Annotated in this window: 29 protein-coding genes; 11 read left to right on the forward strand and 18 right to left on the reverse strand. The window is 66.7% G+C overall.

Going from position 1 to position 26,945, the window contains the following annotated elements; all coding sequences use genetic code 11:
• Positions 1-59 precede the first annotated feature (59 nt).
• Positions 60-284 carry a DUF2798 domain-containing protein gene (locus AAFM92_11395; GenBank protein ID MEL7300978.1) on the forward strand — a complete coding sequence of 75 codons (225 nt, stop codon included), beginning with the start codon at positions 60-62 and terminating at the stop codon, positions 282-284.
• On the opposite strand, the gene AAFM92_11400 is transcribed toward AAFM92_11395, so the two are convergent.
• Entirely contained in the window at positions 281-1,039 is a 759-nt protein-coding gene (locus AAFM92_11400; GenBank protein ID MEL7300979.1) for a DUF1013 domain-containing protein, read from the reverse strand. The genes AAFM92_11395 and AAFM92_11400 overlap by 4 nt on opposite strands.
• 125 nt (positions 1,040-1,164) lie before the next feature.
• Between AAFM92_11400 and AAFM92_11405 the strand changes: the two genes are divergently transcribed.
• Entirely contained in the window at positions 1,165-1,791 is a 627-nt protein-coding gene (locus AAFM92_11405) for a ribonuclease T2 (GenBank protein MEL7300980.1), read from the forward strand.
• Positions 1,792-1,859: 68 nt separating this feature from the next.
• Here the strand turns inward: AAFM92_11405 and AAFM92_11410 are convergent, their stop codons facing one another.
• The gene (locus tag AAFM92_11410) at positions 1,860-2,843 is read right to left on the reverse strand and encodes an NAD(P)H-quinone oxidoreductase (GenBank protein MEL7300981.1); all 984 of its coding nucleotides are present in this window, start codon (positions 2,841-2,843) and stop codon (positions 1,860-1,862) included.
• Between the two features lie 68 nt (positions 2,844-2,911).
• On the opposite strand from AAFM92_11410, the gene AAFM92_11415 reads away from it, so the two are divergent.
• Positions 2,912-3,277, forward strand: coding sequence for a hypothetical protein (locus tag AAFM92_11415; GenBank protein MEL7300982.1), 366 nt, complete (start codon positions 2,912-2,914; stop codon positions 3,275-3,277).
• Here the strand turns inward: AAFM92_11415 and AAFM92_11420 are convergent.
• A complete protein-coding gene (locus tag AAFM92_11420) occupies positions 3,274-3,936 on the reverse strand; it encodes a COQ9 family protein (GenBank protein MEL7300983.1) in 663 nt (220 codons plus the stop codon). The two genes, AAFM92_11415 and AAFM92_11420, sit on opposite strands and share 4 nt — an antisense overlap.
• Positions 3,937-4,038: 102 nt before the next feature.
• Here AAFM92_11420 and rpsU point away from each other — a divergent pair, with 102 nt between their 5' ends.
• Entirely contained in the window at positions 4,039-4,245 is a 207-nt protein-coding gene (gene rpsU, locus AAFM92_11425; GenBank protein MEL7300984.1) for a 30S ribosomal protein S21, read from the forward strand.
• Between the two features lie 111 nt (positions 4,246-4,356).
• Here rpsU and mscL read toward each other — a convergent pair whose 3' ends face one another.
• Positions 4,357-4,788 carry a large conductance mechanosensitive channel protein MscL gene (mscL, locus tag AAFM92_11430; protein ID MEL7300985.1) on the reverse strand — a complete coding sequence of 144 codons (432 nt, stop codon included), beginning with the start codon at positions 4,786-4,788 and terminating at the stop codon, positions 4,357-4,359.
• Between the two features lie 148 nt (positions 4,789-4,936).
• On the opposite strand from mscL, the gene AAFM92_11435 reads away from it, so the two are divergent.
• Positions 4,937-5,635, forward strand: coding sequence for a glutathione S-transferase N-terminal domain-containing protein (locus AAFM92_11435; GenBank protein ID MEL7300986.1), 699 nt, complete (start codon positions 4,937-4,939; stop codon positions 5,633-5,635).
• Positions 5,636-5,692: 57 nt separating this feature from the next.
• Here AAFM92_11435 and AAFM92_11440 read toward each other — a convergent pair whose 3' ends face one another.
• From AAFM92_11440 to pheS, 5 genes are all read right to left on the reverse strand, one after another.
• Positions 5,693-6,142, reverse strand: coding sequence for a YtoQ family protein (locus AAFM92_11440; protein MEL7300987.1), 450 nt, complete (start codon positions 6,140-6,142; stop codon positions 5,693-5,695).
• Between the two features lie 138 nt (positions 6,143-6,280).
• The gene (pheT, locus tag AAFM92_11445; GenBank protein MEL7300988.1) at positions 6,281-8,701 is read right to left on the reverse strand and encodes a phenylalanine--tRNA ligase subunit beta; all 2,421 of its coding nucleotides are present in this window, start codon (positions 8,699-8,701) and stop codon (positions 6,281-6,283) included.
• Between the two features lie 139 nt (positions 8,702-8,840).
• Positions 8,841-9,647 carry a methyl-accepting chemotaxis protein gene (locus tag AAFM92_11450; protein MEL7300989.1) on the reverse strand — a complete coding sequence of 269 codons (807 nt, stop codon included), beginning with the start codon at positions 9,645-9,647 and terminating at the stop codon, positions 8,841-8,843.
• A 54-nt stretch (positions 9,648-9,701) separates the two neighbouring features.
• On the reverse strand, positions 9,702-9,917 hold the full coding sequence (locus AAFM92_11455; GenBank protein MEL7300990.1) for a phenylalanyl-tRNA synthetase subunit beta: 216 nt from the start codon (positions 9,915-9,917) through the stop codon (positions 9,702-9,704).
• Complete coding sequence (gene pheS / locus AAFM92_11460) at positions 9,917-10,990, reverse strand: phenylalanine--tRNA ligase subunit alpha (GenBank protein MEL7300991.1); 1,074 nt, start codon at positions 10,988-10,990, stop codon at positions 9,917-9,919. Before pheS ends, AAFM92_11455 begins: the two co-directional genes overlap by 1 nt.
• Positions 10,991-11,142: 152 nt before the next feature.
• Between pheS and AAFM92_11465 the strand changes: the two genes are divergently transcribed.
• The gene (locus AAFM92_11465) at positions 11,143-11,802 is read left to right on the forward strand and encodes an SGNH/GDSL hydrolase family protein (protein ID MEL7300992.1); all 660 of its coding nucleotides are present in this window, start codon (positions 11,143-11,145) and stop codon (positions 11,800-11,802) included.
• A gap of 58 nt (positions 11,803-11,860) precedes the next feature.
• On the opposite strand, the gene rplT is transcribed toward AAFM92_11465, so the two are convergent.
• The 4 genes from rplT to pyk all read right to left on the reverse strand — a co-directional run bounded on the left by rplT (position 11,861) and on the right by pyk (position 15,425).
• A complete protein-coding gene (rplT, locus tag AAFM92_11470; protein ID MEL7300993.1) occupies positions 11,861-12,226 on the reverse strand; it encodes a 50S ribosomal protein L20 in 366 nt (121 codons plus the stop codon).
• Positions 12,227-12,242: 16 nt separating this feature from the next.
• Positions 12,243-12,443 (reverse strand): 50S ribosomal protein L35, encoded by a 201-nt coding sequence (rpmI, locus tag AAFM92_11475; protein ID MEL7300994.1) that lies wholly within the window; start codon positions 12,441-12,443, stop codon positions 12,243-12,245.
• A gap of 122 nt (positions 12,444-12,565) precedes the next feature.
• On the reverse strand, positions 12,566-13,750 hold the full coding sequence (locus AAFM92_11480) for an MFS transporter (protein MEL7300995.1): 1,185 nt from the start codon (positions 13,748-13,750) through the stop codon (positions 12,566-12,568).
• A 229-nt stretch (positions 13,751-13,979) separates the two neighbouring features.
• Positions 13,980-15,425, reverse strand: coding sequence for a pyruvate kinase (pyk, locus tag AAFM92_11485; GenBank protein MEL7300996.1), 1,446 nt, complete (start codon positions 15,423-15,425; stop codon positions 13,980-13,982).
• A 137-nt stretch (positions 15,426-15,562) separates the two neighbouring features.
• Between pyk and AAFM92_11490 the strand changes: the two genes are divergently transcribed.
• From AAFM92_11490 to AAFM92_11505, 4 genes are all read left to right on the forward strand, one after another.
• Complete coding sequence (locus AAFM92_11490; GenBank protein MEL7300997.1) at positions 15,563-16,312, forward strand: N-formylglutamate amidohydrolase; 750 nt, start codon at positions 15,563-15,565, stop codon at positions 16,310-16,312.
• A 46-nt stretch (positions 16,313-16,358) separates the two neighbouring features.
• Positions 16,359-16,658, forward strand: coding sequence for a DUF1244 domain-containing protein (locus AAFM92_11495; protein ID MEL7300998.1), 300 nt, complete (start codon positions 16,359-16,361; stop codon positions 16,656-16,658).
• A gap of 88 nt (positions 16,659-16,746) precedes the next feature.
• Positions 16,747-17,268, forward strand: coding sequence for a hypothetical protein (locus tag AAFM92_11500; protein MEL7300999.1), 522 nt, complete (start codon positions 16,747-16,749; stop codon positions 17,266-17,268).
• Between the two features lie 270 nt (positions 17,269-17,538).
• Positions 17,539-18,786, forward strand: a complete 1,248-nt coding sequence (locus AAFM92_11505; protein MEL7301000.1) for a hypothetical protein — start codon at positions 17,539-17,541, stop codon at positions 18,784-18,786.
• Positions 18,787-18,819: 33 nt separating this feature from the next.
• On the opposite strand, the gene AAFM92_11510 is transcribed toward AAFM92_11505, so the two are convergent.
• The 5 genes from AAFM92_11510 to dgcN all read right to left on the reverse strand — a co-directional run bounded on the left by AAFM92_11510 (position 18,820) and on the right by dgcN (position 25,665).
• Positions 18,820-19,338, reverse strand: coding sequence for a hypothetical protein (locus AAFM92_11510; GenBank protein MEL7301001.1), 519 nt, complete (start codon positions 19,336-19,338; stop codon positions 18,820-18,822).
• 12 nt (positions 19,339-19,350) lie between these two features.
• Positions 19,351-22,386 (reverse strand): hypothetical protein, encoded by a 3,036-nt coding sequence (locus AAFM92_11515; GenBank protein ID MEL7301002.1) that lies wholly within the window; start codon positions 22,384-22,386, stop codon positions 19,351-19,353.
• A 243-nt stretch (positions 22,387-22,629) separates the two neighbouring features.
• Positions 22,630-23,487, reverse strand: a complete 858-nt coding sequence (locus tag AAFM92_11520) for a D-amino-acid transaminase (GenBank protein MEL7301003.1) — start codon at positions 23,485-23,487, stop codon at positions 22,630-22,632.
• Positions 23,488-23,657: 170 nt separating this feature from the next.
• Positions 23,658-24,620, reverse strand: coding sequence for an N-acetyl-D-Glu racemase DgcA (gene dgcA, locus AAFM92_11525; GenBank protein MEL7301004.1), 963 nt, complete (start codon positions 24,618-24,620; stop codon positions 23,658-23,660).
• A gap of 43 nt (positions 24,621-24,663) precedes the next feature.
• On the reverse strand, positions 24,664-25,665 hold the full coding sequence (dgcN, locus tag AAFM92_11530) for an N-acetyltransferase DgcN (GenBank protein ID MEL7301005.1): 1,002 nt from the start codon (positions 25,663-25,665) through the stop codon (positions 24,664-24,666).
• Positions 25,666-25,916: 251 nt separating this feature from the next.
• On the opposite strand from dgcN, the gene AAFM92_11535 reads away from it, so the two are divergent.
• Complete coding sequence (locus tag AAFM92_11535) at positions 25,917-26,873, forward strand: L-malyl-CoA/beta-methylmalyl-CoA lyase (protein MEL7301006.1); 957 nt, start codon at positions 25,917-25,919, stop codon at positions 26,871-26,873.
• Positions 26,874-26,945 lie beyond the last annotated feature (72 nt).

A 26,945-nucleotide genomic window follows, 5' to 3' on the forward strand; every position in this document is an offset into this window, starting at 1 on the left:
TGCGTCAGCGCACAGAAATAGCCCTGCCCAGGGACCGGCGGGCGCGATAAGCTCCCGCCATGATCCCAGCCCGCTTCGCCCCCATCGCCTTCGGCTTCATCCTAAGCGGACTCATGTCGTTCATCGTCTCGGGGCTTTCGACCGTGCGCGCCGTGGGGTTCATCGAGGGCGTCTTCGGCATCTGGATGGGCAATTGGAGCGTGTCCTGGGCCATCGCCTTCCCGGTGGTGCTCGTGGTGGCCCCGGTCGCCCGGGGCCTCGTGGCGCGGATCACGGCCGATTAATCCTCGTCGTCGTCGCCCTTCTTGTCGTCGGGCAGGTTGAAGAAGCTGTCGGCGTCCGGCAGGGCCTCTTCCTTTTCGTCCTCGTCGCTCCCACCGCTGAGCGAGAACGTCTCGAGCCCGCTGATGGCGGTGGGGATCTTCGGCTCCGCGGCGTCCATCTCGAGGCTCTGCTCTGTGGAGACGAGCTTACGACGCTCGTCATCGGACATCGCGGTGCCCTCGGCGGCCTTCTTGGCATTGGCCTTCTGCACGGCGGCGTCGAGCTCGGACTGCTTGCAGAGCCCGAGCGCCACAGGATCGATCGGCTCGATATTTGAGATGTTCCAGTGCGTGCGGTCGCGGATCGATTGGATCGTGGGCTTCGTCGTCCCCACGAGCTTGCCGATCTGGCCGTCCGAAAGCTCCGGGTGGAACTTCACAAGCCAGAGGATCGAGGCGGGTCGGTCTTGGCGCTTGGAGAGCGGCGTGTAGCGCGGGCCGCGGCGCTTTTCCTCGCCCTGGGCAGCGGCGTAGTACTTGAGCTTGAGCTTGTGCGCCGGGTTTCTCTCGGCCTCGTCGATCTGGTCCTGGTCGAGCTGGTTGTTGGCGACCGGATCGAAGCCTTTCACGCCTGCGGCGACGTCTCCGTCGGCGATGCCCTGCACCTCGAGCTCGTGCAGGCCCACGAAATCCGCGATCTGCTTGAAGCTGATCGTCGTGTTGTCCACCAGCCAAACGGCGGTGGCCTTTGCCATGATCGGTTTTCCGTCGGCCATTCTTGCCTCCATTCAAATGCACTTTCCCCGCTGCCTCGCGGCGGTCCCGGGGGCCGGGACAGGTTACCTTGTGGGGAAACTTGGCAGCGATATTAGCGGGAGGGCCTGAAAGGGAAAGCCCTGATATGCGACTGATCCTTGCGCTCCTCCTGCTCGCCGCCGCCCCGCTCCGGGCCGAGGGCGAGCGCCCGGGAGATTTCGACTACTACGTGCTGGCGTTGAGCTGGTCGCCCAACTGGTGCGCCCGCGAGGGCGATGCCCGCGGCGCGGAACAATGCACGCGCGATCTCGGCTGGTCTCTCCACGGCCTCTGGCCGCAATACGAGCGCGGCTGGCCCTCCTATTGCCCCACGGCGGAACGCCCACCCTCGCGCCGCATGACGGGAGCGATGGCCGATATCATGGGCTCGAGCGGGCTGGCCTGGCACCAATGGAGAAAGCACGGCACCTGCGCAGGCGTGTCGGCTTCCGAATACTACTCCCAAAGCCGCTTCGCCTATGAGCAAGTGGTCAGGCCGGAGGTTCTCCGCCGCCTCGACCGTCAGTTCGAGATCAGTGCTAAGGTCATCGAAGACGCCTTCCTCCAGTCGAACCCCGACCTCACCGAAGACATGATCACCATCACCTGCCGGGACGGCTACATTCAGGAAGCCCGCATCTGCTTGACCCGCGGCCTCGTCCCCCGCCCCTGCGGCAGCGACGTCATCCGCGATTGCACCGCTTCCGATGCGCTTTTCGACCCGGTGAGATAACGCGCGCCCCGCTGCCGTGCAAAATGCGCTTGGACATCTATGAAGTGATAGGCAAACCGCTTTGGCGCCTAGCTCACCTTCAGCACGATCTTACCGATGTGGGTGCCGGCTTCCATCTTCGCGTGGGCCTCGCTGGCCGCACTTAGGGGAAACTCGCTGTCCATGACGGGGGCGATGCGGGCTGCATCCAGCAGGGGCCAGACGTGCTCGCGGAGTTCTGCGGCGATGCGGGCTTTGGCGAGGTCCGATTGTGGGCGGAGGGTTGAGCCGGTCATGGTGAGGCGGCGGGTCATGAGCTGTGTGAAATTCACCTCCGCCTTCGGGCCTTGCAGGAACGCGATCTGAACGAGGCGGCCGTCGTCGGCCAGCGCCTTGAGGTTCCGCGCGATGTAGGGCCCGCCGACCATGCATAAGGTCAGGTCCGCACCGCCCTCGGCGCGCAGCACCTCGACAAAATCCTCCTCGCGGTAGTTGATCGCCTTTTCCGCCCCGAGCGTCACGCAGGCCGCGCATTTCTCAGGCGAGCCTGCTGTGGCGAAGACCCGCGCGCCGAAATGCGCGGCGAGCTGGATCGCGGTCGTCCCGATGCCTGAGGAGCCGCCGTGGACGAGGAAACGCTCTCCCGCGCGGAGCCCGCCGCGCATGAAGACGTTGGACCAGACGGTAAAGAACGTCTCCGGCAGGCAGGCCGCGTCGGAGAGCGCCATTCCCTCGGGCACGGGCAGGCAATGGGCCGCGGGCGTGGCCACGTACTCGGCATAGCCTCCCCCCGGCAGGAGCGCGCAGACGTGGTCCCCCGGGGAGACGCCCTCGGCCCCCGGGCCCACCTCCACCACCTCGCCGGCAGCCTCGAGGCCCGGGAGGTCCGATGCACCGGGCGGCGGGTTGTAGGCGCCCGCCCGTTGCAGCGCGTCGGGCCGGTTCACGCCCGCATAGGCCACGCGGATCACCACCTGGCCGTGTCCTGCCACGGGCCGGGGCCGCGTCGTCTCCCTCAAGACATCGGGCCCGCCGGGGGCCGAGATTTCGATTGCGCGCATCGTGTCGGGCATGGGCGGTCATCCTCTTTGACCCGTCATGCGTACCAAGCAGGACCGTCGATGCAACCGGAGCCGGACCGATGTCGAACGCCCTGCCGATCCTCTCGCTGGCGATGAACGTCGCTGTGCTCGCCCCGCTCTGCGCCGCGCTCCTCTCCGGGAGCGCCGGGATGGACGCGGCTTACGGACCGCCGAGCCCTGCCCGCGGTATCCTCACAGCCGTCTACCTCGCGATCCTGGTGGCGAGCCTCGGGCTCCTAGCTGCGCTTTTGTCCGCCCCTCCATGGTGGTCGACGGCGCTCGTCACGCTGCTCGCGCTGCAATGCGTCTACAAACTTCTGACGGTCCCGATCGTGGGCCTCGGCAACCCGGTGGTTGTGGCGAACACGGCCATCACCGCGCTTCACCTCGTCACGCTCTGGTGGGTGCTCCTGCGCGCCGCCTAGCCTCCGCCGGGGAGGTCGGCCTTGCCCGGCGCGCGCACCATGGAGGCGAGCCAGAGCGGCCCCGCGAAGACGGTGCGCAGGAGCGGGTTCTCGTTGACCTGCCCCTTCACTTTCTCGAAGGTCATCACGTCCCCGATGCGGCGGTCGAGGAAATCCCACGTCGCCGCACTTTCCAGGCTGTCATCGCCAAGCCAGTAGAGCAGCGTGGAAGAATAGACGCCCGCGAGCGTCGCGCGCTTGGTGTACCAGTTGTAATCCTCCGACGTGTCCCCGAGCGCCTCCCAGATCGCGTCCGCCGTGCCCCAGATGAGGCGCGTGCCCTCTGCGGCGTGCTGCGGCAGCGCAAAGAGCGTGGCGCCCCGGCGTACGGCCTCCTTGTCAGGGATGACCTCGAACCGGATCTGCACGCAGCGCGCCACCTTCTCCGAGTAGCGCAGGGCGCTCATATCCTCGGCAGCGATGCGCGCGGTCATCTCCGCGTCGCCCGACTTGTGAAACGCCACGGCCAGATCGAGCGCTCCCCGCGGGCAGATCGCGCGGGCCAACTCCGGCTCCACGCCGCTGTCGGCCACGGCGGCCTTGAAGGTCACCTCCGACCAGCCGTCGAACACGACGTGGCCCAGGGCCGCTTCCACCAGCTCCGCCTTCGGATCGCTCATGTCACACTCCTTACCATGGCACGCTGGACAACTAGGGCGTTCCCTGTTACCCCGCCACCTCCTGCTTAACTGCAACCAGATTAGAAAGGTGGTGAAAACCACATGCAGGTCAGTGTTCGCGACAACAACGTCGACCAGGCGCTCCGTGCCCTGAAGAAGAAGCTGCAGCGTGAGGGCGTCTTCCGCGAGATGAAGCTCAAGCAGCACTTCGAGAAGCCGTCGGAGAAGAAAGCCCGGGAAAAGGCCGAAGCGATCCGCCGCGCGCGCAAGCTCGCACGGAAGAAGGCCCAGCGCGAGGGGATGCTCTAAGCCCCCCTCTCCAGCACTGGAAAAAGACGCCCCGCAGCCGATCCGGCCGCGGGGTTTTTCTTTGCGCGGATGCCGCGCAGTGTATTTTTGTGCGCGGGTGCCCGCGCGACCTCAGGCGCTTTGCTGGCGCAGGGCGTCGCGGATCTCGATCAGGAGCTCTTCCTGCGTCGGACCCTTGGGCGCCTCCTCGGCGGGGGCTTCCTCCTTCTCGGCGGCGTCCTTGATGCGGTTCACCATCTTCACGAGCAGGAAGACGACGAAGGCGATGATCAGGAAATTGATGATCGCCATCAGGAAATTGCCGATGGCGAAGACGGCGATCCCGGCCTCCTCGCAGGCCGCCACGGAGGCGCAAGACCCCTCGCCCAGCACGTAGAACCAGCCCGAAAAGTCGATGCCGCCCGTGAAAAGCGCGATGATCGGATTGATGAGATCGCCCACGAGGGAGGTCACGATGGCCGTGAAGGCCGCGCCTATAATGATGCCCACGGCCATGTCCATGACATTGCCCTTGGCGATGAAATCCTTGAATTCATTGATCATTGAAAAGCCCCTTTGATCTGCTGGCATGGGTCACGCGGCTCTTTCTGGCCGCATGGGCAGAGGCATACCTGCCTTGGCGCACAGTTTCATGGCTTTTTCGTCGGATATTTCCGCCTAGGCTCGTTTTTGCACAACCAAGGAGCGCCCCATGGCCGACCTCTCCGCATTTCCGATCACGTCTAAGTGGGTCCCGCAGGATCCTTCCATCCTCCAACTCTTCTCATTTCCGACGCCGAACGGCGTGAAGGCGGCCATCGCGCTCGAGGAGCTCGGGCTCGATTACGAGGCGCACAAGGTGACGCTCTCGGACGCGGATGTGAAATCGCCGGAATTCCTGTCGCTCAACCCCAACAACAAGATCCCCGCCATCATCGACCCGAACGGGCCGGGCGGCGCGCCCATCGGGCTTTGGGAAAGCGGCGCGATCCTGCTTTACCTCGCCGACAAGACGGGCCAGCTCGGCGGCAAGGGCGCAGCGGAACGCGCCCTTGTCACGCAATGGCTCATGTGGCAGATGGGCGGGCTCGGGCCCATGTTCGGCCAGCTCGGCTTTTTCACCAAGTTCGCCGGAGCGGACATCGAAGACCCGCGTCCGCGCGAGCGTTTCATCGCCGAAGGCAAGCGCCTGCTTGCTGTGCTCGACGGCCACATGGCGGGCCGCGACTGGGTCGCAGGGGACTATTCCATCGCCGATATCGCCATCGTGCCCTGGCTCAACGCGCTCAATTTCTACGGGACGAAAGACACGCTCGGCTGGGACGACTTCAAGAATGTCACCCGCTACTTCGACCGGTTCATGGAGCGCCCCGCCGTCCAGAAGGGCCTCCACATCCCCGCAAGGGACTAGACGCCCTCCACCGGCCTCCCCGCGCGCGCTACAAATTTTTGCAAAAATTCGTGTGCCTCAGGCGGGGAGCGTACCCTCGAGGACGTAGCGCAGCATATCGGCGACCTTCTTCGGGTCGTCGGTCACGGCGAGCGCGGCGGCGTCCACCTCCTTGAGCGCGTGCTGATGATCGGCGCCGTGGACGACGATGAGGCTCTTGCCGAGGGCGGCCGCGTAGCCCGCGTCGAAGGCCGCGTTCCATTGCTTGTACTTCTCGCCGAAGCGGACAACGACGACGTCCGCCGCCTCGATCGCCGTGCGCGTGCGTATGGCGTTGAGCTTGGCGCCCTTGTGGTCGTGCCAGAATTTCTGGTCCTCCGCCCCCATGATCGCCACGCCGCAATCGTCACTCGCAGCATGGTCGGTGACCGGGGCGGAGAAGCTCACGGCGAGCCCCTTGCAGGCCGCGACGATCTCCTCGCGCCAGTCGGTGTGAATCTCGCCGCTCAGGTAGACATTGAGTTGCATTCCATCCTCCAAAAAAGCTGCCCCGGGGCCGCTTTAGGTGCTGCGCAGGGCTTGCTGCACTTCACGCCCCGGGCCTGACCCGGGGCTTCCACGTCACAAGGCGCGAGGTCCCGGATCACGTCCGGGACGGGCAAGTCTTCACCCGCGCAGCGCGCCGCCCGTGGCCTTCACGACCTTTTCCACGATCTTGGCGCTCACTGCCTCGATCTCGGCCTCTTTCAGCGTCGCCTCCCGGGGCTGGAGCCGCACGGCGACGGCAAGCGACTTCTGCCCTTCGCCGAGGCTCCCGCCGATGAATTCGTCGAAGACCCGCACCTCCTCGATGAGGGTCTTGTCCACGCCCATGGCGGCATTCACCAGCGTCAGCGCCTCGACGTCCGCGCCCACGACGAAAGCGAAATCTCGCTCCACGGCCTGCAGGTCGCTCACACCCAGCGCCGACCGCGCCGCGCCGGTCGCTCGCTTTGTCGGGATCGCGCCGGGCCAGAGGGTGAAGGCCACGGCCGGCCCCTTCACGTCGAGGGCCGCAAGGGCCTTGGGGTGAAGCTCGCCAAACTCGGCCAGCACGGTCTTGCCCAGCGCGATCACGCCCGAGCGCCCTGGGTGAAACCACGGGCTTGCCTCGCGGCGGATCTGCGCGCGCGCGGGCGCGCCAAGGGCCGCGAGGAGCGCCTCCACGTCGGCCTTCGCGTCATATAAGTCGACTGCGCGACGCGCCTTGTGCACGTCCTTCGGCCCGGTCTGGCCCACGAGCACCGCGCTGAGCGAGGCGCCCTGGTCCTCGGGCTCGCCACCTGCCCAGGTCGCCCCCACTTCGAAGAGCGCGAGATCGGCCATCCCGCGCGCCTGGTTGCGCGCCGCCGCCTGCAGAAGGCCCGGCAAAAGCGAGGGCCGCATGTGGCTCATGTCGCTCGAGATCGGATTCTCCAGCGCCGTGGCCGCGGTGCCGCCGCCGAAGGCCTCCGCGGAGGGCTGGTCGATGAAGCTGTAGGTCACGCATTCGTTGTAGCCGAGGCCCGCCGCCGTGCGCCGCGCCGTCTGCTCGCGCCGCTGGCCCGCTGTCAGGATCGGGCGGCCCGCGCCCATGCGCCCGCCCACGGGCGGGAGCGGCTTGCCCTCGAGCTTCGTCAGCGAGGCCACGCGCGCCACCTCCTCCACGAGGTCCGCCTCGCCCAGCACATCGGGCCGCCAGGAGGGGACATGGGCCATGTCGCCCTCGAGCGTGAAGCCCAGCGCCTTGAGCGTCGCGCGCTGCGTTTCGGCGGGGATCTCCATGCCCACGAGGCTTTCGACCCGCGCGGTATCGAGCTTATAGGAGCGGCCCGTGTCAGGGATGGACCCCGCCACCACGACCTCGGAGGCCTCGCCGCCCGCGTGATCCATGATCATGCGCGTGGCGTGATCGAGGCCCTCGGGCGTCCATGCCGGATCGATCCCCCGCTCGAAGCGGTAGCGCGCGTCCGAATTGATCTTCATCGCGCGGCCCGTATAGGCGGTGCGCACCGGGTCGAAATACGCCGCCTCGATGAAGACGTTCACCGTCTCCTCCGTCACGCCGGAGCGCAGCCCGCCCATGACACCCGCGATGCTCTCGGGGCCTTCGTCATCGGCGATGATCGTCGCACCCTCGGGGAAGGTGTAATCCTTCTCGTCGAGGCCGGTGATCTCCTCCCCGCCTTTGGCGCGATAGAGCCGGAGCGCGCTGCCCGCGATCTTGTCCGCATCGAAGACGTGGAGGGGGCGGTTCCGATCGTAGGTGAAGAAGTTCGTCACATCCACGAGGAAGCTGATGGGCCGGAGCCCGATGGCCCGTAGCGCCTGCTGGAGCCAGTCGGGCGACGGCCCATTCTTCACGCCGCGCACGAGACGCCCGTAGAAAACCGGCGCCTGCGCAAGCGTATCCTCCGCGATGGTCACGCTCACCGGGCACGGGAAGCTGCCCTCGACGGGCGCGGAAAGCTCCCGCGCCCTCATCGTCCCGAGCCCGCGCGCCGCGAGATCGCGCGCGATGCCGCGGACGCCCAGCGCATCGGGGCGGTTCGGGGTGATGGCGATCTCGATCACGGGGTCGACCTTGGAGGGATCGTGCTCCGCCAGCCAATCCACGAAGCGCTGGCCCACCTCGCCGGACGGCAGCTCGATGATGCCGTCATGCTCGTCGGAGAGCTCCATCTCCCGCTCCGAGCACATCATGCCGTAGCTTTCGACGCCGCGGATCTTGCCCACGCCGATCGTCGTGTCGATGCCCGGCACGTAAGTCCCCGGCGTGGCAATGACGACCGTGATCCCCGCACGCGCATTGGGCGCGCCGCAAATGATCTGCGTCGTGGCACCGGTCTCCTCCTCGAGCCCCGTCTCCACCTGGCACACGCGCAGCCGGTCGGCATCGGGGTGCGGCTCCGCACTCACCACCTTGCCGATGGTAAAGGCCGAAAGCCGCTCCGCGGGGTTTTCGATGCCTTCCACCTCGAGCCCGAGATCGGTGAGCGCATACGCGATTTCCGCCACGCTTGCCTCGGTCTCCAGGTGGTCCTTCAGCCAGGAGAGGGTGAATTTCATGGGTCGCTGCCTCTGGGTGTTGCCGGGCGCGGGCTAGCGCATTTGGGCGCGGGGGGAAAGGGCGCGCAGAGCGGCTGGACCGCCCCTGCGCCGCTCGACGCATGGGAGGAGGCCTGCCCTTCGCTCGGGACCCGCGGCGTCAACCCTGGCGCGCGCCGCTATTTCCCGTGCGCCTCTCCGTCCCGGCACCTGCCCCCACATGCCCCGCGCCGTAGCGGCCCGCCCCGAAGCCGCCTGCGCCAATACGGCCTGCGCCATGTCCGCCCGCGCGCACTGCGCCCACGCGGACGGCCCCGGCCGGATCGCTCAGCGCTGCGCGGGTCGTGTCGATGAGCCCCGCGCTCTTGGCCGCGAGGCTCCGGATCTCGTCGGCGATGACCTTGAAGCTCCGCCCGCTTTCGCCGCCCGCACGCGCCGCCTCCACGCTCGCATTGAGTGAGATGAGGTGGATCATGCGCCCGATATCCTCCACCTCCGCGAACATCTTTTCCAATTGCGCGGTCTGCGCCTCGAGATGCCGAGCGCGCTCCCGGCCCGCCTCCTCCCGCGCGGCCTCGAAGGCCCGGATGAACAAATAGAAAGCCGGAAGCGTGGCCGTGCGCGCCCGCGTCGTCAGGAGGCTCGCGGCATCGCGCGACAGCGCGCCGTAGGTTTCCGCGGGATCGACGGACGCGATCTCCCGCGCGAAGCCCTCGATCTCTTCGAGCGCGGCCTCCTTGGCCGGGTCTGCCTTCGCCGCCTCGCGCACGAGCGGCATATCCTTGATGGCGGCGATCACCTCCGTGAAGCGGGCCGTGAAATCCGTGAGATAAGCCGCCATTTCCCTGCGCTCGGCGGGGTCGGTGGCGGTCGCCAGCGTGATGCCAATGGCCCCGGCATTCACGGCGAGCCCGCGGCCGCGGCGCAGCTGCTTGATGGCGGTTTCGCGCTCGTCTTCGATGTACACTCGGGGCCCCTTGCGATCTGCGGGAGCCATAGCCCGCGCCGCATTAAGCCGCGGTTAATCGCGCTCGCTCTCGCGCGTCTTCGCCTTGAGCCAGAGTGACACGCCGAAGGCGGGCAGGATGACCACCGCCCAGCCCGCCGCATTGAGCAGCGTGAGGCGCAGCTTCACCTCCCGAGGAGCCTCCGAGAGCCAGAGCAGAATGTGCCCGCCGATGACGAAGACCGCCACCGCCACCGCGAGAAAGGGCAGAACCCGCCGCCAGAGCGGCACTAGCGGCTGAGCCCCGCGGCGAGATTGGGCTGGTCAAGCGCGGCAAAGCCGTAGTGCCGGAGCCAGCGCAGATCGCTGTCGAAGAAGGCGCGCAGGTCAGGGATGCCGTATTTCAGCATCGCGATCCGGTCGATCCCCATGCCGAAGGCAAAGCCCTGCCACTCGGCCGGGTCGATCCCGCCGTTCTCCAGCACCTTCGGGTGCACCATGCCAGAGCCCAGGATTTCCAGCCAATCATCGCCCTCGCCGATCTTGAGCGTCCCATCCTGCCACGAGCAGCGAATATCGACCTCTGCCGAAGGCTCCGTGAACGGGAAGTGCGAGGCGCGGAAGCGGAGCTCCACGTCATCGACCTCGAAGAACGTCCGGCAGAACTCCTCGAGCGTCCACTTGAGATGCGCCATGGAAATGTCGCGGTCGATCGCGAGCCCCTCCACCTGGTGAAACATGGGCGTGTGCGTCTGGTCGTAATCCGAGCGGTAGACCCGCCCCGGCGCGATGATCCGGATCGGCGCGCCCTGCGCCTCCATGGAGCGGATCTGGACGGGCGAAGTATGGGTGCGCAGCACGTGGGGCGGGCGATTGTCGCCCGGCTCGCGCGCCATGTAGAAAGTGTCCATCTCCGCGCGCGCCGGGTGGTGGCCCGGGATGTTGAGCGCGTCGAAATTGTACCAGTCGCTCTCGATCTGCGGGCCCTCGGCCACCGAGAAACCGAGCGACGCGAAGATCGCCGTGAGCTCCTCCCAGACCTGGCTGACCGGGTGGATCGTCCCCGCCGGGCGACGGCGGCCGGGCAGTGTCACGTCGAGCCACTCGCCCGCGAGCCGTTCTTCGAGCGCGGCATCGGCCAGCGCGGCCTTGCGCGCGGCAAGCGCGCTGTTGATCTCGTCCTTCAGGGCATTGAGCGCGGGGCCTGCCACCTGCCGCTCCTCGGGCGTCATCTTGCCCAGCTCGCGCATCTTCAGGCTGATCTCGCCTTTCTTGCCCACGGCCCGGACGCGCACCTCCTCGAGCGCGGCCTCGTCGGCCACGTCCTTGATGAGATCGATGTACTTGGCGCGCAGGTCTTCCATGGGACACTCCTTGGGATCGCGCGCTGCGATAGCGCGGCGCGGCTGGGCTGACAAGGGAGGGGGCCAGCCCCCCGCTGCGCTCCCCCCGAGGTACGATGCACAAAGAAGCAAGGGGACTTGCTCACGCGGGGGCCATGCAGCACTTTCGCACCATGCGATGGATACCGCTCACTCTATTGGCGCTCTTGGGGTCTGGCACGGCCGCCGAAGAGGCGCGGATCACCGTGCTCGGTGACAGCGTCATGGCCTGGAACGGGGCACGCTCGGTGGCCCGGGTCATGGAGGAGGCGCTGGGCCAGCCCGTGGCCGACGTCTCCGTGAGCGGCGCGCAGTTCGCGCACCAGCTCCGGCTTCTTGTGGGGCCCATGGATATCCGCGCGCAGCTGCCCGGGGGCCGTCACGACTGGGTCGTGGTTACAGGTGGTGCCAACGACCTCGCCGCGCGGTGCGACTGCGCCGCTTGCGAAGAGACGCTCGACGCCCTCATCGGACCCGAAGCGCGGCTCGGCGCGATCCCGGACTTCCTCGAGGAGGTGCGCGGCCGCGGGGCCTGGCTCCTCTGGGCGCGCTACTACGACGTGCCGGTGGGCGGCGGGCCCTTCGCGGCCTGTGCTGACGAATTCGCCGTCCTCGACGCGCGCCTCGATATGCTGGCCGCGCGGGAGGACGATCTTATCCTTGCGGATATGGGCGATGTGATCGATGCGGGCGATCCGGCCCACTACGATCCAGACCGGGTGCACCCCTCGCCGGAAGGGTCGCGTCTGATCGGGATGCATCTCGCAGAAATCATCGCCGACCTCACCCCCTGACACGAAAAAAGCCGCGCCCGGAGACGCGGCTTCGATCAATTGCCATGGGGCCCAGGCCTTAAGCGGCGAGCGCGCCTTTCGCCTGATCCACGATGGCGCCGAACGCCTCGGGCTCGTGCACTGCGAGATCGGCGAGCACTTTCCGGTCCACCTCGATCCCGGCCTTCGAGAGGCCGTTGATGAAGCGAGAATAGGTCAGGCTCTCGTCATGGGAGCGGACAGCGGCGTTGATCCGCTGGATCCAGAGCGCGCGGAACTGACGCTTGCGGTTCTTGCGGTCGCGGGTCGCGTACTGATTGGCCTTGTCGACCGCCTGCTTGGCCGTCTTGAAGACGTTCTTGCGGCGCGAGTAATAGCCTTTGGCCGCCTTGACGACCTTCTTGTGACGGGCGTGCGTGGTCGTACCACCTTTAACGCGGGACATGTCTCAAGCTCCTCTCTTAGCGGTCGTAGGGCATGTAGCCCTTGACGATCTTCTGATCCGGTTCGCTGAGCACGGTGGTGCCGCGGGCTGTCCGGATAAACTTGTTGGTGCGCTTGATCATGCCGTGGCGCTTACCAGCCTGGGCGGCGACAACCTTGCCTGTGCCCGTGACCTTGAATCGCTTCTTGGCAGAAGACTTCGTCTTCATCTTAGGCATTTTCATCTCCTATCGTTCGAGAACCACGCGGGAAGGCAATGCCATCGGGCCATCCGCGCTGACGAGGTGGGCGTATAGGCGGGCGCGCGAGGCGGTGCAAGGCCTTTGCGCCCGGCGCTCCCTCAGGCCCGCGCGGCCCCAGTGCGCCGGGTCACGAGGACACCCAGAACGAGAAGCACGATCCCGCCGGACAGGAGCGCCAGCACGGCCCAGCCGAAGCTCGAGAGCACGAGGCCCGAGGCAAAGGCCGCGAGCGTGGCCACGAGCGCGATCACGGTGTCATTGGCCCCCTGAACGGCGGCCTTCTCCTCCTCGGTGATGGCGGCCTCGAGCAGGGAGGTCGCGGAGATGAACCCGAAATTCCAGCCCACGCCGAGGACGATGAGCGCGCCGTAGAAATGGAGCGCGGTGATCCCGTGCGCCGCGCCGCCCGCCGCGGCGATGAGCAGCACGAGCCCTGCCGCCGCGATCCGCTCTGCGCCGTAGCGCTTGATGAGAAAGCCGGTGAAGAAGCTCGGCGCGAACATCGCCACGATGTGCCAGCGGATGACGTCGCTCGCCATGTCCTCGCTGAAGCCGCAAGCGAGGATGGCGATGGGGGTGGGCACCATGAGAAAGACCATGACCCCCTGCGAGAGCGCCGCGACGGAGACCGCGCGCCGGACCGGGGGCCGGCGCAGCGCGGTGAGGGCGGCAAAGCGGCCGCCCGTGCGGGCCGGGCGCGGCGGGCGCGGCATGCGGACGATCGCGAGCGGCAGCACGCCCAGGATGGCGATGACCCCCACTGCCGCGTAGGCCCCGGCAAAGGGGATCGGGGCCAGGAGATCGCGCGCCCCGATGAAGACCTGTGGCCCCACGAGCGCGGCCACGAGAAGCGAGCTTAACATGAGGGAGATCGCCACCGGCCGCCATTCCTGCGCCACGACCTCGGCGGCCGCGAAGCGGAAGAACTGGAACGCAGCCCAGCCCGCGCCGAAAGAGAGATGCGCGGCGCAAAGGAGGACGAAGCTCCCTGCATAGAGGGCCTGCAGCGCCACCACCGCCCCGATGAGCGTGAGTCCCGCGCCCAGCGCGAACCCGGCCCGCCGCCCCAGCCGCCCCATGAGCAGCGAGATGGGCGCGGCTGCGAGAAGGCCGGCCAGCGTCTGCAGCGAAGCAGGCAACGTGGCGAGCAGGGGATCGGGCGCAAGGAGAAGCCCGGCGAGGCCGCCGAGCACGAGCTGGATCGGGAAGGCTGCGCCCAGCACCGTGTTGGCGGCGATGAGCCCCGCAAAATTGCGATTGCCGAGGATTGTGGCTACCGACATGGGAGACGGCCCTCCAATGCGTCTTGGTGCATCGCTCGAGACATAGCGCGCGGCGCACGGCTGGCGCGCCGCGCGCACAGATTACCGTCCTGAGGCACGTAAGTCTGCGCAAACCGCGAGTGAAAGACCGGCGCGCCTAATGCTCGGGTTGCGGCAGGCCCGAGGCGCGTCGGGTCAGCAGGGTCTTCGGAGAGGCAAGCGCCAGTGCACCAGAAGAGAGCCTGCCCGGCTATTCGGGCTCCGAGCGGAAGATGAGACGCTCCTCGCAAGGCGCCACGCGCAGGATGTTGGTGGTGCCCGCCTGGTTGAAGGGGACGCCCGCGGTAACGACGATCTGGTCGGAAGCCTCCGCGAACCCGCCCGAGCGCGCGGCGCGGACGGCGGCCACGACGGCCCCCTTGAAGCGCTCCACCTCGTCCACGACGACGCAATACGTCCCCCATGTGAGAGAGAGCATGCGCGCGGTTTCGAGCACGCTCGTGAGCGCGATGATCGGCACCATGGGCCGCTCCCGCGCCGCCAGCGAGGCGGTCGTGCCCGATTGCGTGAAGCAGCAGATCGCCTTGATTTCGGTCGCCTCCGCGATCTCGCGGGCGGCCACCGTGATCCCGTCGGCGATGGAGTCGCGGCTGACCGTGCGGGACGCGGCCATGATCTCGGCGTAGGTTGGATCGCGCTCGACCTCTTCGGCGACGTTGTTCATCGTGCGCACCGCCTCGCGCGGGTAGGCGCCCGCCGCGCTCTCGGCCGAAAGCATCACAGCGTCTGCGCCCTCGTAGATCGCCGCGGCCACGTCGGAGACCTCCGCGCGGGTGGGCATCGGGCTCTCGATCATCGATTCGAGCATCTGCGTGGCCACGATGACCGGTTTGGCCACAGCGCGGCACTTCCGCGTCAGCCTTTTCTGGATTGGCGGGACGGCCTGCACGGGCAGTTCCACCCCCAGATCCCCGCGCGCCACCATGATCCCGTCGGACACTTTCAGGATGTCGTCGAAGGAGTCGACGGCGGAGGGTTTTTCGATCTTTGACAGGACCTTGGCGCGCCCATTGGCAAGCGCCTTGGCCTCGTAGACGTCCTCCGGGCGCTGCACGAAACTGAGCGCGAGCCAGTCGACGCCAAGCTGGCAGACGAACTCCAGATCGGAACGGTCTTTCTCGCTCAGGGCCTTCAGCGGCAGCACCACGTCGGGCACGTTCACCCCTTTGCGATTGGAGATCGTGCCCCCCGTGACCACCGTGCAATCGGCGAAATCCGAGCCGCAGGCATCCACCTTGAGGCGGATCTTGCCGTCATTGACGAGCAGGGTCTTGCCCGCCTCAAGCGCCTGGAAGATCTCGGGATGGGGCAGCTCCACACGGTTCACGTCGCCCTCCGCGGGGTCGAGATCCATGCGGAAGGTGTTGCCCTCAACGAGCTCCTCCTCGCCCTTCTTGAACACGCCCACGCGCAGCTTCGGCCCCTGCAGATCGGCGAGGATGGCGATGGGTTTGCCCACGTCCTTCTCGATCTTGCGGATGATGCTGTGGCGCTCGGCGATCTCGTCATGGCTGCCATGGCTCATATTGAGACGGAAGACATCGGCGCCGATTTCATGGAGCGCGCGGATGGTCTCGTAATCGCTGGAGGCCGGGCCCAGTGTGGCCACGATCTTGACGTTGCGCAGGCGTCTCATGCTTTGGTCCTTCAGGTACGTGCGTGCCGGCCAAGCCGGATGTGTCTGGGGTGCGTTACCGCTAACGCAAGTCCCCATGCAAGGGTCTGCTCGGAGACGGTTTCCCTTTGTCGCGACTGTGCCCTAAGAGCGGGGCGATGAGTAGCCCCAGCCCAGACGATGCCCCGTTTTTCATCGCCGGAGCCGAGCGCAAGGGGCGCTGGGTGATCGCGTGCGACCACGCCACGAACCGTGTTCCGCCGGAGGTGGGGCCGCTCGGGCTCCCCGACGAGGACATGGCGCGCCACATCGCCTACGACCCCGGCGCCCTCGGCACGTCCCTGGCGCTCGGGGCGGCCCTCGATGCCCCCGTCGTGAGCTCGAACTTCTCGCGCCTCGTCATCGATCCAAACAGGGGCGCAGACGACCCGACGCTCGTCATGCAGCTCTACGATGGCTCGATCATTCCGGGAAATCGGCGTCTCTCCCAGGCAGATCGCGAGGACCGTCTGAGCGCGTTCCACCGGCCCTATCACGGCGCCCTTGCGGACGTCCTCGGCGCCCGCTCCGACGCCATTCTCGTCTCCATCCATTCCTTCACGCCCCAGCTGCGCGGCAGGCCTATGCGCCCTTGGGAAGTGGGGGTCCTCTTCGCCCATGACCGTCGCCTGAGCGACCCGCTCATCGCCGCGCTCGAGGGGCAGACGGAGGCGCCCGTGGGCATCAACGAGCCCTATGGCGGGGATCTGCCGGGAGACACCGTCGACACGCACGCGCTCCGGCATGGGCGGCTCAACGCGCTCATCGAGCTGAGAAACGATGTCATCCCCACGCCGCAGGGACAGCGAACCTGGGCAGATAAGCTCGCCCACGCGCTGCGGACCGCGCTCGGCACGCTGCCCGCCTAGCGCGCCATGCCTTGACCCGGCGCCCGCGATCCCCAACATCTCAGCCATGGATGATCAGACCCGTATCGAGCTCGAAGCCGCCGCTTTCCGCCGCCTCCGCCAGCACCTCATGGAGGAGCGCCGGGACGTGCAGAACATCGACATGATGAACCTCACCGGCTTCTGCCGGAACTGCCTCTCGCGCTGGTATCAAGAGGCCGCGAACGAGCGCGGGATCGAGATGTCGAAGGACGAGGGGCGCGAGGCCTTTTACGGGATGCCCTTCTCCGAATGGAAGGCCCGCTTCCAGACCGACGCGAGCGCGGAGGCGAAAGCCGCTTTTGACGAGGGCCACAAGGCCGGGTAGGCACGTCTCTCCCGGCCAGAAACGGCCACGGGGCGGCAAGAATTCGGCCATGTTCGTCGCATAGGTAATCCTCGAAACGGGGGGCTCCATGCGCGATCACAACATCCTTTCCATGGGTTTCTGCCTGCTCCTGGCATTCGTCGGTGGCATCCATATCGCCGAGCAGATCGGGCCCGCCTCCGACGGGCTGGCCATCCGCTCGAGCGACACGCAGGTCCTTGCGGAGGTCACCGGCAAAGAGATCGAGCGGCCGACACGCCGCACGGGCGCGCGCACCGAAAGCATGAGCGTGAACGGCACGCGCGTGCGGTCGGTCCGGACCTACTTCAATTCCTACCATCTGAACGTCAGCTACATGCGCGACGGGGAGCTGCGCACGGCGCTGGCGCCGGTCGGCTACGACATGTTTCACGACACGCCGACGGGCGCTCGGCTTGAGGTTTCCGTCTCGGATGCGGCTCCGAGCTTTGCCGATGCGATCCCGAGCGGCACGCTGCTCTATGCCGCCAAGCATGTGGGCATCGGTCTCCTGATCGTGTTCGTGGGTGCGGCGGCATTGCTTTTGCCCATCGGTGGCAGCGACAACACCCGGCGCGGCGAAAGCCTCTAGTGCGGGTCTTGACCGAGATTCTTGCTATCAGGGCGGGGTGGACGCGGCGCGGGTGGCATCATCCGAGGTGTTCGCGGCCAACGCGCGCGAAACATCCGCAATACACGCAACAATCTCGCGCGCATTCGATCATCGTTTCCTGATGGAATGTGACAATTTCATGGCATTTGACACGTCGACCTCGCCCTGCATAGCTGGCGTGGGGTGTATGTGTAGGGGGGCGTTATGGGTCCGGAAACCTTTCTGATTTCTTTGCTTTTGCTCGGCGGCTTGTCTGCCCTTGCTTTCGGCGGCGGTGACGATGACGACGACGAGACGGAAGAGGAGAGCGGCTCGTTCCGCGCCCTCGGTGATGGCGACGATGTAACTCGCGGCTTCAGCCCCGTTGACGATGCCGGGGACGATACCATTCGCGGCCAGGCCGGCGACGACCTACTCGTGGATTTCAGTGGCTCGAACTTTCTTGCGGGTGACACCGGAAACGACTTCATCGTCGGCACGGACGCGGTGCTCGGTGAGCCTGATCGCCTCGCGGGTGGTTTTGGCAACGATTCCATCCTTGGAGATGACGGCGATACCCTGGATGGCGGCGAAGGAGATGACCTCTTCGGCATCCTCTACTCGCAGGAAGGGGCTGAGCCCGTCCTGATCACCGAGCCTGTCGAAGAGCTTTTAATCACTGTCACCGAGTCGCTCAACGGCCCCCTCGACCAATCCTATGACAGCGATGCTGACACGCTCTCGATCTTTGTCGGCGACGCTGAAGTGGCCCGGATCGAGGGCAGCACGAGTATCGATCTCGGCGCGGTCCTCGTCGAGGAAGTCGACGATGACTTCGACATCGAGGAATTCCTCTTCGGCCCGATCATCACGGGCGACGGCGACGATTTCGTCGACAATGAAGGGCTCGGAAACTCGATCTCCACCGGCGAGGGAAGCGACAGCGTGGTCGGTGGTCTCTTCAACGATCGCGTCGACCTCGGGGGCGGCAACGACTTCTACATTTCCGGCGATCCAGAATTCGACGGCGGGGATGATCGGGTCTTTGGACGGCAGGGTGCTGACACGATCGTAGATGGCATCGGCTCGGACTTCATCGATGGCGGGTTTGGCAACGACGAGATCTATGCCGCGGGCGATCCCTTCGCATTCTCCGATATCGACCCGGAGACCGACCGCGAACCGGATACGATCTTCGGCGGCGCTGGCGACGACTTCATCACGGTCGATTTCGGTGACCAGGTCACCACGGGCACGGGCGAGGACGAGGTGTATATCCGCGTCGACACCCTCACTAATCCAGCCGCGGTCGTCTTCATCTCGGATTTCGATCCCGTGGACGACTCGCTCGTGGTTGAAGACCTCGTCGCGCCAACCTCGCCCGGGACGCTGAGCTTCGTGGCCGAAGGCGACGCTACGCTCGTGCAGCTCACCAATGCGGAGGACACGCCGATCACCATCGCGCGGGTCGCGGGGGTGACGCCGGCGCAGTTGTCCGCTGCGTCAGTACGGGTCTAGCGCTCGCGGGGCCTTGCGTCCCGAACGCCGCGATCAGGCCGCTTTTGCTTTCAGGAGATCACGCGCCTGCGCGACCCATGCGTCTCGAATGACGCGCCCATTGACCCTATCCAGCCGGTCTTCGATCCAGGCCATTTCCTCCTCCGTCCAGGATGCAATCTGATCGAGGTGATACACACCGAGCTCGTGGCAGGCCTCCGCGAGCTTGGGGCCCACTCCGCGGATCCGGGTGAGATCATCGGGCCCTTCGGCGCGCGGAGCGGTCAGGAGTTCGGGCTTCGAGTTGATCTCAGGTTGCAACTCGGCCGGCGCCGCGGAGGCCCTCAGCGCGTCGATCTCCGCGCCGAGGGCGCGGATCCGGTCATCCTTGTCACTGTGCATCGCGCGGGACCTGTCCAGGTCCGCGATGAGCGCATTGACCTCCTCCGAGCGTGTCGCGCCGGAGCGTTCACCCGGGCCAAAGATCAGCCAGCCCGCCGTGACACCCAGGAGGGAGGCCAGCGCGAGGAGGAACCACATCTCGGCCAAGAGAAATCCCCAGTTCTGAAACATGCTCTTTCCTTTCTATGGCTGCGACCAGGTGAGGGTGACGCGATCCCGGGGCTGCGCTTCGTCGGATATGGCGTTCTTGGCGAGCTTGCTCGCCGGTTGCGCGCTGAGCGCGTCCTCGTCGACCCCTCTGAGTATGAGCGCGGCGATCAGCGCCTCTGCGCGTGCTTGCGAAAGATCGGCGGTCTCCGCAGACACTTCGCGCCCGGCATAGGGCGCCGACACGGCAATGCGCAGCTCCGGGAGCGCCGCGTGGCAATGGGCGATGATCCCGGCGAGGGCATTCAGCTCGCGCGCGGCACGCAACGAAAGCCGCGCGGAATCCTCGAGGAATTCGAGCTCCGCCTCTGCAAGCCGCTCCGCGCTCTCTGCATCGCAACGTTCGAACGAGGGCTCGAAGGCCTGGAGCGGGAGCCACGCTCCGCCGCTAAAGCGCTCGATGCGCCCGGTGAGCGCGTGTGTCCGCTCGGAGTTGGGCATCGGCATCTCGGAAGCCGCAAGGCGAATGGGCACGGCGAACGCGTCGCCCATGCCCTGCAGGAGGAGCTCGGCGTCCACGCCCGGTTCGGGCGTGATTTCGATGCTGTCGAGACCGTCGGCCCCCACGCGAAGCTCAAGCGCCGCCAAGGCCGGAAGCCAGGGTCGCACGCTACTCACATCGAAGACACTCGCATCGCCGACAAGCCCTTCGACCGCTTGGCTGGCAAGCATCGGCAGCCCGAGCGCCTCGGCCACGCCGCGTGTAGAGAGCCCCATCGGCAGCTTACCCGCCAGCGTCGCGCCCTCCGCGGCGGTGTAGCTGAGCGTGAAAGACGGGGGCGTTCCATCATCGAGAACGGTGATGTCGGCCGCTTCGAGCTCGGCGGCGTCCAGCGCGGCGTCCAACCTGTCCGGTGTCAAAGCCACCCCCCGGAGCACTAGGGACGCCCGACCTTCTACCTCGGCGGCGTCCATCACTTCGAGCTCCCCACGCTCCAGAAGCGCAAGCGCCGCGAGCCCGCGCACCACCGTGGACCGGAAATCGGAGGCGCGCGCGGGTATCTCGGCCACCTCGACCTCTGCCCCGAAGGTCTCGAGACCGAGATCCTCCGGCGCCGTCCCGAAGGGCAGCTTGCCCGCGACGGAGAGCTCTGCTCCATCGAACGCGGCAATGACCCTGAGCGGCGTCCCGTCATCTGCGAAGACCACGTCGATGACCGGCGCCACGCCGGCGGGAAGCTCGCCCAGCGCCGCGTTGACGGCATCAAGCTCGGACCGTGTCACCGCGCCTTCGATGCGAAGCCGCGCCGGGGCCCCCTCCTCGTCCGCGTCGGCCACGAACAGCCGCCCGTTGCGCAGGGCCGCGAGCGCTCGCAGGCCCGCTTGCGATACACCGAGGAAGGACGGTGCATTCGCATCGACCTCGGAAACGATCATGGCCTCCTCGAACGCGTCGAGGCCAAGCGCGGACGGCTCCGTTCCAAAAGGCATCTTCCCAATCAGCGTGACGGTGTCTCCCGCCTTTTCAGCGGTGAAGCCCAAGGGCAGACCGTCATCCCGCGGCGAAAGCTCAGTGGATGCTTCGAACTCCTCTGGCAGGGCCTCCAGAGCCGCCAGCGCGGCCCGGATGCGGCTGCGCGTGGCTTGGCCGCGCAGCGTGAGACGCGTGCCATCGAGGCTCAGGCTCCCGTCATCGAGAAGCGCAAGCGCGGCAAGGCCGGCCTCGGCCGCCGCATCGAAATTCCGGGGGCCGAGCTCGATGCCCGCGATCGACACCCCGGGCCCAAGATCAAGCACCGTGTCGGCGGGCAACTTGCCGCGCAGCTCCGTGCCGTCAGCCGTACGCGTGGCCTCGAGTGAAAGCGGACGCCCGTCATCGCGCGGCCTGAGATTAAGGGACACCTCGCCGGCGGCGCCTGCGAGACGCTCGGCGATGGCCTCAGCCTCCCCCGGCACGCGCACCTCTCCCTCGAGGGCCAGACGTGCGGAGACGCCGTCCTTCACGATCAGTGAGCCCGTCTCAAGCTCCGCGAGCGCCGAGATCCCGGTCGCGGCAAGCGCGAGAAACGCGCCGTCAGTGGCGTCGATCTCGGCGACATCGATGCCCGAGGGCAGAACAGGAAGGCCGAGCCCGAATGCCGTCGCGCCGAAAGGCAGCTTCCCGGACAGCCTCAGGCCATCGCCATCCTTGGAGCCCGAAAGCGCGATCGGGCGGCCGTCGTCGACGAGGCTCAGTTCCATGGAGATAGCAAAGCCACTCGGAAGATCGGCAAGTGCACTCTCCGCGGCCACGAGATCTGCCCGTGTCCCCGCGCCGACGATCGTCCCCGCGCGTGCGATGATGCGGAGTTCCCCGGTCTCCAGCGCTGCAAGCGCTGCGATGGCCGCCTGCGCCGCGTCCCGCCAGAGGCCGCTTTCGCTATTGATGCGCGCCGTGAAGAGCGCATCTGCCAAGAGATCGGGGCCTAGGGGCGCAAGGGCACGCCGCGACATCGAGGCCGGCAGCTTGCCTGCCGCGCGTGCGGTCACGCCGCGCTCGTAGGTCACCGTCAGGGTGAAGGGCGTGCCATCGTCTTCGAGGTCTATCGCCACATCCTGCGTGTAGTTTTCCGGCACCTTTCCAAGCGCGGCCATCGCGGCGCGATGGTTGCCGGGGCGGGCCGCCAATCCCTGGAGCGCGAGCTCGTTGTCAGAAAGATGAGTCCGCGTCTCTTTCAGCGATTGGGAGGCCTTCAGGCTCGCATTGACGGCCGCGAGCCATCCATCCGGTGCGCCGGACGCGAGCAGCAGCGCGTCCGCCGCGTCGCCGAGCACGGGCTCCAGCCGCCGCCGCGCCTGCTCCGTCGGTACATGACCAGACACGCTCACAACCCTGCCGCCCGCATGGACCGACCTGAATTCGAATGGCGAAGCCACCGGCAGGAGTGTCGTGTCATCTTGGATCGCGCGGTATCCCTGTGTTGCCTCGAGGCTCTCCAGAAGCGCCTCGCGTTCGGCCTGGCTATCCACAAGTCCGGAAAGGATCACATCCCGGCCCGATGCGTGCACGCTGGCACCGTGTATGGACGGCATGAGGACGGCCTTCGCCGAGGCATCAACCGCTGCCTCGAGGCGCGGACCAGCACTATTGCTGGCCCACCAGCCCAATCCGGCAATGCCGGCCAGAAGCACTACGCCCCCCAAGGCCTTGCGCACGCGTGTAACCCTCAACATCAATAAAGCAGCACAGACATCTTCGCTGCACTGACATCATTGTAGCAAGTCTCGGGCCACGGCGGCCCGGCGACTGTGGCTTTCGCGCACCTTTGGGTTTTGTCAGACGGCCGCTTTGAGGCTCTCGTCGAGATAGATCTCGCGCAACCGGCGCGCGATCCGGCCCGGCTTCCCTTCACCCACGGGTGCACCGTCGATCTCGACGACGGGCATGACGAAGGTGGAGGCCGAGGTGACGAAGGCCTCGTCCGCGCCCTGCGCCTCTTCGATGGTGAAGGCGCGTTCTTCCACGGTCATCTGGGCCTCCCGCGCAAACCTGAGCACCGCCGCACGGGTGATCCCGTGGAGAATGTCGTTGGACAGGTGGCGCGTGATGATCTTGTTGCCTTTGACGATGTAGGCGTTGTTGGACGTGCCTTCCGTGACAGCGCCCTCCTGCACCATCCAGGCGTCATCGGCGCCCGCGGCCTTGGCCATCATCTTGCCCATGGAGGGATAGAGGAGCTGTACCGTCTTGATGTCGCGACGGCCCCAGCGCTGATCCTCGATGGAGATGACGCGGATGCCCGTCTCGGCGGCCGGTGCCTTGGCCAGCCCGGGCTTAGCCTGCGTGAAGAGAACCACGGTTTGGGGCGTGTCCGCCGGGGGATAGGCAAAGTCGCGATCCGCGGCGCCCCGGGTGACCTGCAGGTAGACGAGGCCTTCATCGATCTCGTTCCGACGGACGAGCTCGCGATGCACGTCGAGCAGTGTCTCCGCATCCATGGGCATGTCCATGCCGAGTTCGGCGAGGGACCGCTCGAGACGCAGGGCGTGCCCCTCGAAATCGATGAGCTTTCCGCCGAGCACGGAGGTCACTTCGTAGACGCCGTCCGCAAAGAGGAACCCGCGATCGAAGACCGATACCGTCGCCTCCTCCTCCGGCAAGAAGGCTCCGTTGACAAAGACCGTGCGAGACATGGGCATCCCCCTCATTCACTCCGAGGCGCGTGGTGCGGTATTTCCCGGCGCGCCTCAAGCCTCCATGGCGTCGCGGCGGCGGCTCAAGGCGACAAAATCCTTTCGAAGGATTTTCTCAAGGGTTTTCGAAAAACCCTTGCTGTCTCGGGGCCGACCATGGCGCGAGGAAGCTACCCCCACAGCGCAGGAGCAGGCGGATGCACGCCCTCATGATCGTAGAGGAGCGCCGCGTCACGATCCGACGCGAGGAGCAGCGGACCATCGAGATCCACTGTGGCAGCCTCCTGTGCCAAGAGCACCGCTGGCGCCATCGACAGCGACGACCCGACCATGCAGCCAACCATCACCTCGAAGCCAGCGCGCCGCGCCGCCGATCGCAATGCCAGCGCTTCCGTCAGGCCACCAGTCTTGTCGAGCTTGATGTTGACCATGTCATAGCGCCCCCCGAGCGCCGCGAGGGACGCACGATCATGGCAGCTCTCATCCGCGCAGATCGGGAGCGGTCGCGCCATGCCGGCCAGGGCTTCATCCTCGCCGGCGGGGAGGGGCTGCTCCACGAGCCTCACCCCGAGCCGGACCATGTGCGGCGCGAGCTCGGCGTAGAGCGCCGCACTCCACCCTTCGTTGGCATCGACGATGATGGCCGCCTCCGGTGCGCCGCGTCGCACCGCTTCGAGGCGCGGCATGTCGTCCTCGGTGCCGAGCTTGATCTTGAGCAAGGGGCGGTGCGCCGCCTTCCGCGCAGCAGCCTCCATCTCTTCCGCGTCGCCGAGCGACAGCGTGAAAGCGGTTTGGACCGGGAGAGGCGGCGCGAGCCCCGCGACATCCCATGCGCGCGCTCCAGCTAGTTTCGCCTCTAGGTCCCAAAGCGCGCAATCAACGGCGTTGCGCGCGGCCCCGGAGGCCATTTCCTCCTGGAGCGCTGTCCGCGTGATGTCTCTTGGCAAAGCGGCGATCTGCGCGGCCACGCTGTCCATCGTTTCGCCATACCGCGCATAGGGCACGCTTTCACCCTGGCCCGTCTTGCCATCGCGCGTGACCCTCACAGTGATCACGTCCGCCGCCGACTTCGAGCCACGGGAGATCGTGAAAACCTCTGCGAGCGGGAAACTCTCCTTCGAGACCTCAATCATGCGAGCGATCCCTTGTGGGACAGTTCCGAGCGGCGCGCTGCGGTCAAATCGCTTCCAGTGCATCGACGAGACGCCCGCTCCCGTGACGGAACGGGTCCACGGTGGGCAATCCCATCCGCGCCTCGACGTCCCGGCAGTAGTCCGAAGCCTCGTCGTCGCCCATATGCTGCGTGTTGATGGAGACCCCGATGACCTCGCAGCCCGGATTTGCCACCCGTGCGAGGGGGAGCGCCGTGTCCCGCAAGGCCTCGAGGCTCGGCAATCCGTATCCCGGCAGGCCGCGCATATGGGCCCGCGTGGGCTCGTGACACAGCACGAGCGCATCGGGCTGCCCGCCATGGATCAGCGCCATCGTCACCCCGGAATAGGAGACGTGGAAAAGCGACCCCTGGCCTTCGATGAGGTCCCAGTGGTCTGGCGCGCTGTCGGGGGTCAGCCATTCGATGGCGCCTGCCATGAAATCCGCGATCACCGCATCAAGCGGCACGCCGCGCCCGGTGATCAGGATGCCGGTCTGGCCCGTGGGCGCGAAGGTGCTCTTGAGCCCGCGCGCGCGCATCTCCCGGTCCACGGCGAGGCCGGTATACATTTTGCCCACCGAGCAATCGGTGCCCACTGCGAGCATACGTTTGCCCCGGCGCTTCACCCCGTTGGCAATGGGATAGGCGACGGATGGGATCCGCACGTCATGAAGCTGTCGCCCCGCCTTGGCCGCCGCGGTCACGAGATCGCCCTCGTCGCGCAGAAGACTGTGGAGGCCAGATGCCACGTCATAGCCCAGCGAGATGGCCCGTTGGATGACGCCCTTCCATGCTTCGGAGATGACGCCGCCCCTGTTGGCCACTCCGATCACGAGAGTCCGCGCGCCGGCCTCATACGCCTCCTCGAGGGTCACATCGCGGAGCCCGACATCGGCTTCGCACCCTGCCATGCGAAGCTGCCCCACGCAGTGTTCTGGACGCCAATCCTTGATGCCCTGGGCGACCTTTGCCGCGAGCTGATCGGGCGCATCACCGAGGAAGAGTAGATATGGCGTGGGAATCATCGCGGGCTCCAGTCTTGCGCTGAGCTTATGACGGGCCTCCGAGAAACGCGCGCCTTTTCCGACACTTCACAGCCCTGATCCGGACCATGCCGAGCGTGATCAATTTCGCGAACGAGGATATGGCGGGCAATTCCCGTGCCGACGGCTGGCCTCGATCGCGGACGCTGCAATGCAGAAAGTGCCTTGCAAGAGCGCCCGCAAGATCATATCGCGCAGAGCAGGATCTACGACACGATATTGCGAGGCCACCCATGTCTTTCCGCCTGCAACCCGCTCCCCCGGCGCGACCAAACCGCTGCCAGCTCTTCGGCCCCGGCTCGAGGCCCGCCCTTTTCGAGAAGATGGCAGGGAGCGCGGCGGACGTCATCAACCTGGACCTGGAAGACAGCGTCGCCCCCGATGACAAGGAAACGGCCCGCAAGAACGTCATCGCCGCCATCGGCGACATCGACTGGGGAAAAAAGACGCTCAGCGTGCGCATCAACAGCCTCGACTCGCCCTTCTGGTATCGCGACGTGGTGGACCTGCTCGAACAGGCCTCCGAGCGGCTGGACCGCATCATGATCCCAAAGGTGGGCAACGGCGCCGATCTCTACGCTGTCGATGCGCTCGTGAGCGCGGTGGAGGCTGCCAAGGGGCGCGGAAAACGGCTCGCCTTCGAGGTCATCATCGAGAGCGCCGCGGGCATCGCGCATGTGGAAGAGATCGCCGCAGCCAGCCCTCGGCTCGAGGCCATGAGCCTCGGCGCGGCCGATTTCGCGGCCTCCATGGGCATGGCCACGACGGGCATCGGCGGCACGCAGGAAAACTACTACATGCTCCACGACGGCCAAAAGCACTGGTCCGACCCATGGCATTGGGCGCAGGCCTCCATCGTCGCCGCTTGTCGGACCCATGGGGTGCTCCCCGTCGATGGGCCCTTCGGAGATTTTTCCGACGAAGACGGCTTCCGCGCGCAAGCGCTGCGATCGGCGACGCTCGGGATGGTGGGCAAGTGGGCCATTCACCCCAAGCAGGTGGCGCTCGCCAACGAGGTCTTCACCCCCTCAGAGGCCGCCATTACGGAAGCCAAGGAAATCCTCGCCGCAATGGAGGACGCCAAGGCCTCCGGCGCGGGCGCGACGGTCTACAAGGGGCGTCTCGTCGATATCGCCTCGATCAAACAGGCCGAGGTCATCGTGAAACAGGCTGAGCTCATCAGCAGTTAGAGGCGGGAGAGCAAAGCGCGCTGGGGGGGACCCGCCCTTTTTGGCGGCGGGGGTGGGCGGGTGGGCCGCTGT

This window comes from Pseudomonadota bacterium, from assembly GCA_038533575.1.
Classification (GTDB): domain Bacteria; phylum Pseudomonadota; class Alphaproteobacteria; order Rhodobacterales; family Rhodobacteraceae; genus Shimia_B.

Bases quoted from the DNA above. Each gene is read 5' to 3' on its own strand.
- AAFM92_11395 (MEL7300978.1), top strand. From the start codon at position 60: ATGATCCCAGCCCGCTTCGCCCCCATCGCCTTCGGCTTCATCCTAAGC.
- AAFM92_11400 (MEL7300979.1), bottom strand. From the start codon at position 1,039: ATGGCCGACGGAAAACCGATCATGGCAAAGGCCACCGCCGTTTGGCTG.
- AAFM92_11405 (MEL7300980.1), top strand. From the start codon at position 1,165: ATGCGACTGATCCTTGCGCTCCTCCTGCTCGCCGCCGCCCCGCTCCGG.
- AAFM92_11410 (MEL7300981.1), bottom strand. From the start codon at position 2,843: ATGCCCGACACGATGCGCGCAATCGAAATCTCGGCCCCCGGCGGGCCC.
- AAFM92_11415 (MEL7300982.1), top strand. From the start codon at position 2,912: ATGTCGAACGCCCTGCCGATCCTCTCGCTGGCGATGAACGTCGCTGTG.
- AAFM92_11420 (MEL7300983.1), bottom strand. From the start codon at position 3,936: ATGAGCGATCCGAAGGCGGAGCTGGTGGAAGCGGCCCTGGGCCACGTC.
- rpsU (MEL7300984.1), top strand. From the start codon at position 4,039: ATGCAGGTCAGTGTTCGCGACAACAACGTCGACCAGGCGCTCCGTGCC.
- mscL (MEL7300985.1), bottom strand. From the start codon at position 4,788: ATGATCAATGAATTCAAGGATTTCATCGCCAAGGGCAATGTCATGGAC.
- AAFM92_11435 (MEL7300986.1), top strand. From the start codon at position 4,937: ATGGCCGACCTCTCCGCATTTCCGATCACGTCTAAGTGGGTCCCGCAG.
- AAFM92_11440 (MEL7300987.1), bottom strand. From the start codon at position 6,142: ATGCAACTCAATGTCTACCTGAGCGGCGAGATTCACACCGACTGGCGC.
- pheT (MEL7300988.1), bottom strand. From the start codon at position 8,701: ATGAAATTCACCCTCTCCTGGCTGAAGGACCACCTGGAGACCGAGGCA.
- pheS (MEL7300991.1), bottom strand. From the start codon at position 10,990: ATGGAAGACCTGCGCGCCAAGTACATCGATCTCATCAAGGACGTGGCC.
- AAFM92_11465 (MEL7300992.1), top strand. From the start codon at position 11,143: ATGCGATGGATACCGCTCACTCTATTGGCGCTCTTGGGGTCTGGCACG.
- rplT (MEL7300993.1), bottom strand. From the start codon at position 12,226: ATGTCCCGCGTTAAAGGTGGTACGACCACGCACGCCCGTCACAAGAAG.
- rpmI (MEL7300994.1), bottom strand. From the start codon at position 12,443: ATGCCTAAGATGAAGACGAAGTCTTCTGCCAAGAAGCGATTCAAGGTC.
- AAFM92_11480 (MEL7300995.1), bottom strand. From the start codon at position 13,750: ATGTCGGTAGCCACAATCCTCGGCAATCGCAATTTTGCGGGGCTCATC.
- pyk (MEL7300996.1), bottom strand. From the start codon at position 15,425: ATGAGACGCCTGCGCAACGTCAAGATCGTGGCCACACTGGGCCCGGCC.
- AAFM92_11490 (MEL7300997.1), top strand. From the start codon at position 15,563: ATGAGTAGCCCCAGCCCAGACGATGCCCCGTTTTTCATCGCCGGAGCC.
- AAFM92_11495 (MEL7300998.1), top strand. From the start codon at position 16,359: ATGGATGATCAGACCCGTATCGAGCTCGAAGCCGCCGCTTTCCGCCGC.
- AAFM92_11500 (MEL7300999.1), top strand. From the start codon at position 16,747: ATGCGCGATCACAACATCCTTTCCATGGGTTTCTGCCTGCTCCTGGCA.
- AAFM92_11510 (MEL7301001.1), bottom strand. From the start codon at position 19,338: ATGTTTCAGAACTGGGGATTTCTCTTGGCCGAGATGTGGTTCCTCCTC.
- AAFM92_11515 (MEL7301002.1), bottom strand. From the start codon at position 22,386: ATGCCGTCCATACACGGTGCCAGCGTGCACGCATCGGGCCGGGATGTG.
- AAFM92_11520 (MEL7301003.1), bottom strand. From the start codon at position 23,487: ATGTCTCGCACGGTCTTTGTCAACGGAGCCTTCTTGCCGGAGGAGGAG.
- dgcA (MEL7301004.1), bottom strand. From the start codon at position 24,620: ATGATTGAGGTCTCGAAGGAGAGTTTCCCGCTCGCAGAGGTTTTCACG.
- dgcN (MEL7301005.1), bottom strand. From the start codon at position 25,665: ATGATTCCCACGCCATATCTACTCTTCCTCGGTGATGCGCCCGATCAG.
- AAFM92_11535 (MEL7301006.1), top strand. From the start codon at position 25,917: ATGTCTTTCCGCCTGCAACCCGCTCCCCCGGCGCGACCAAACCGCTGC.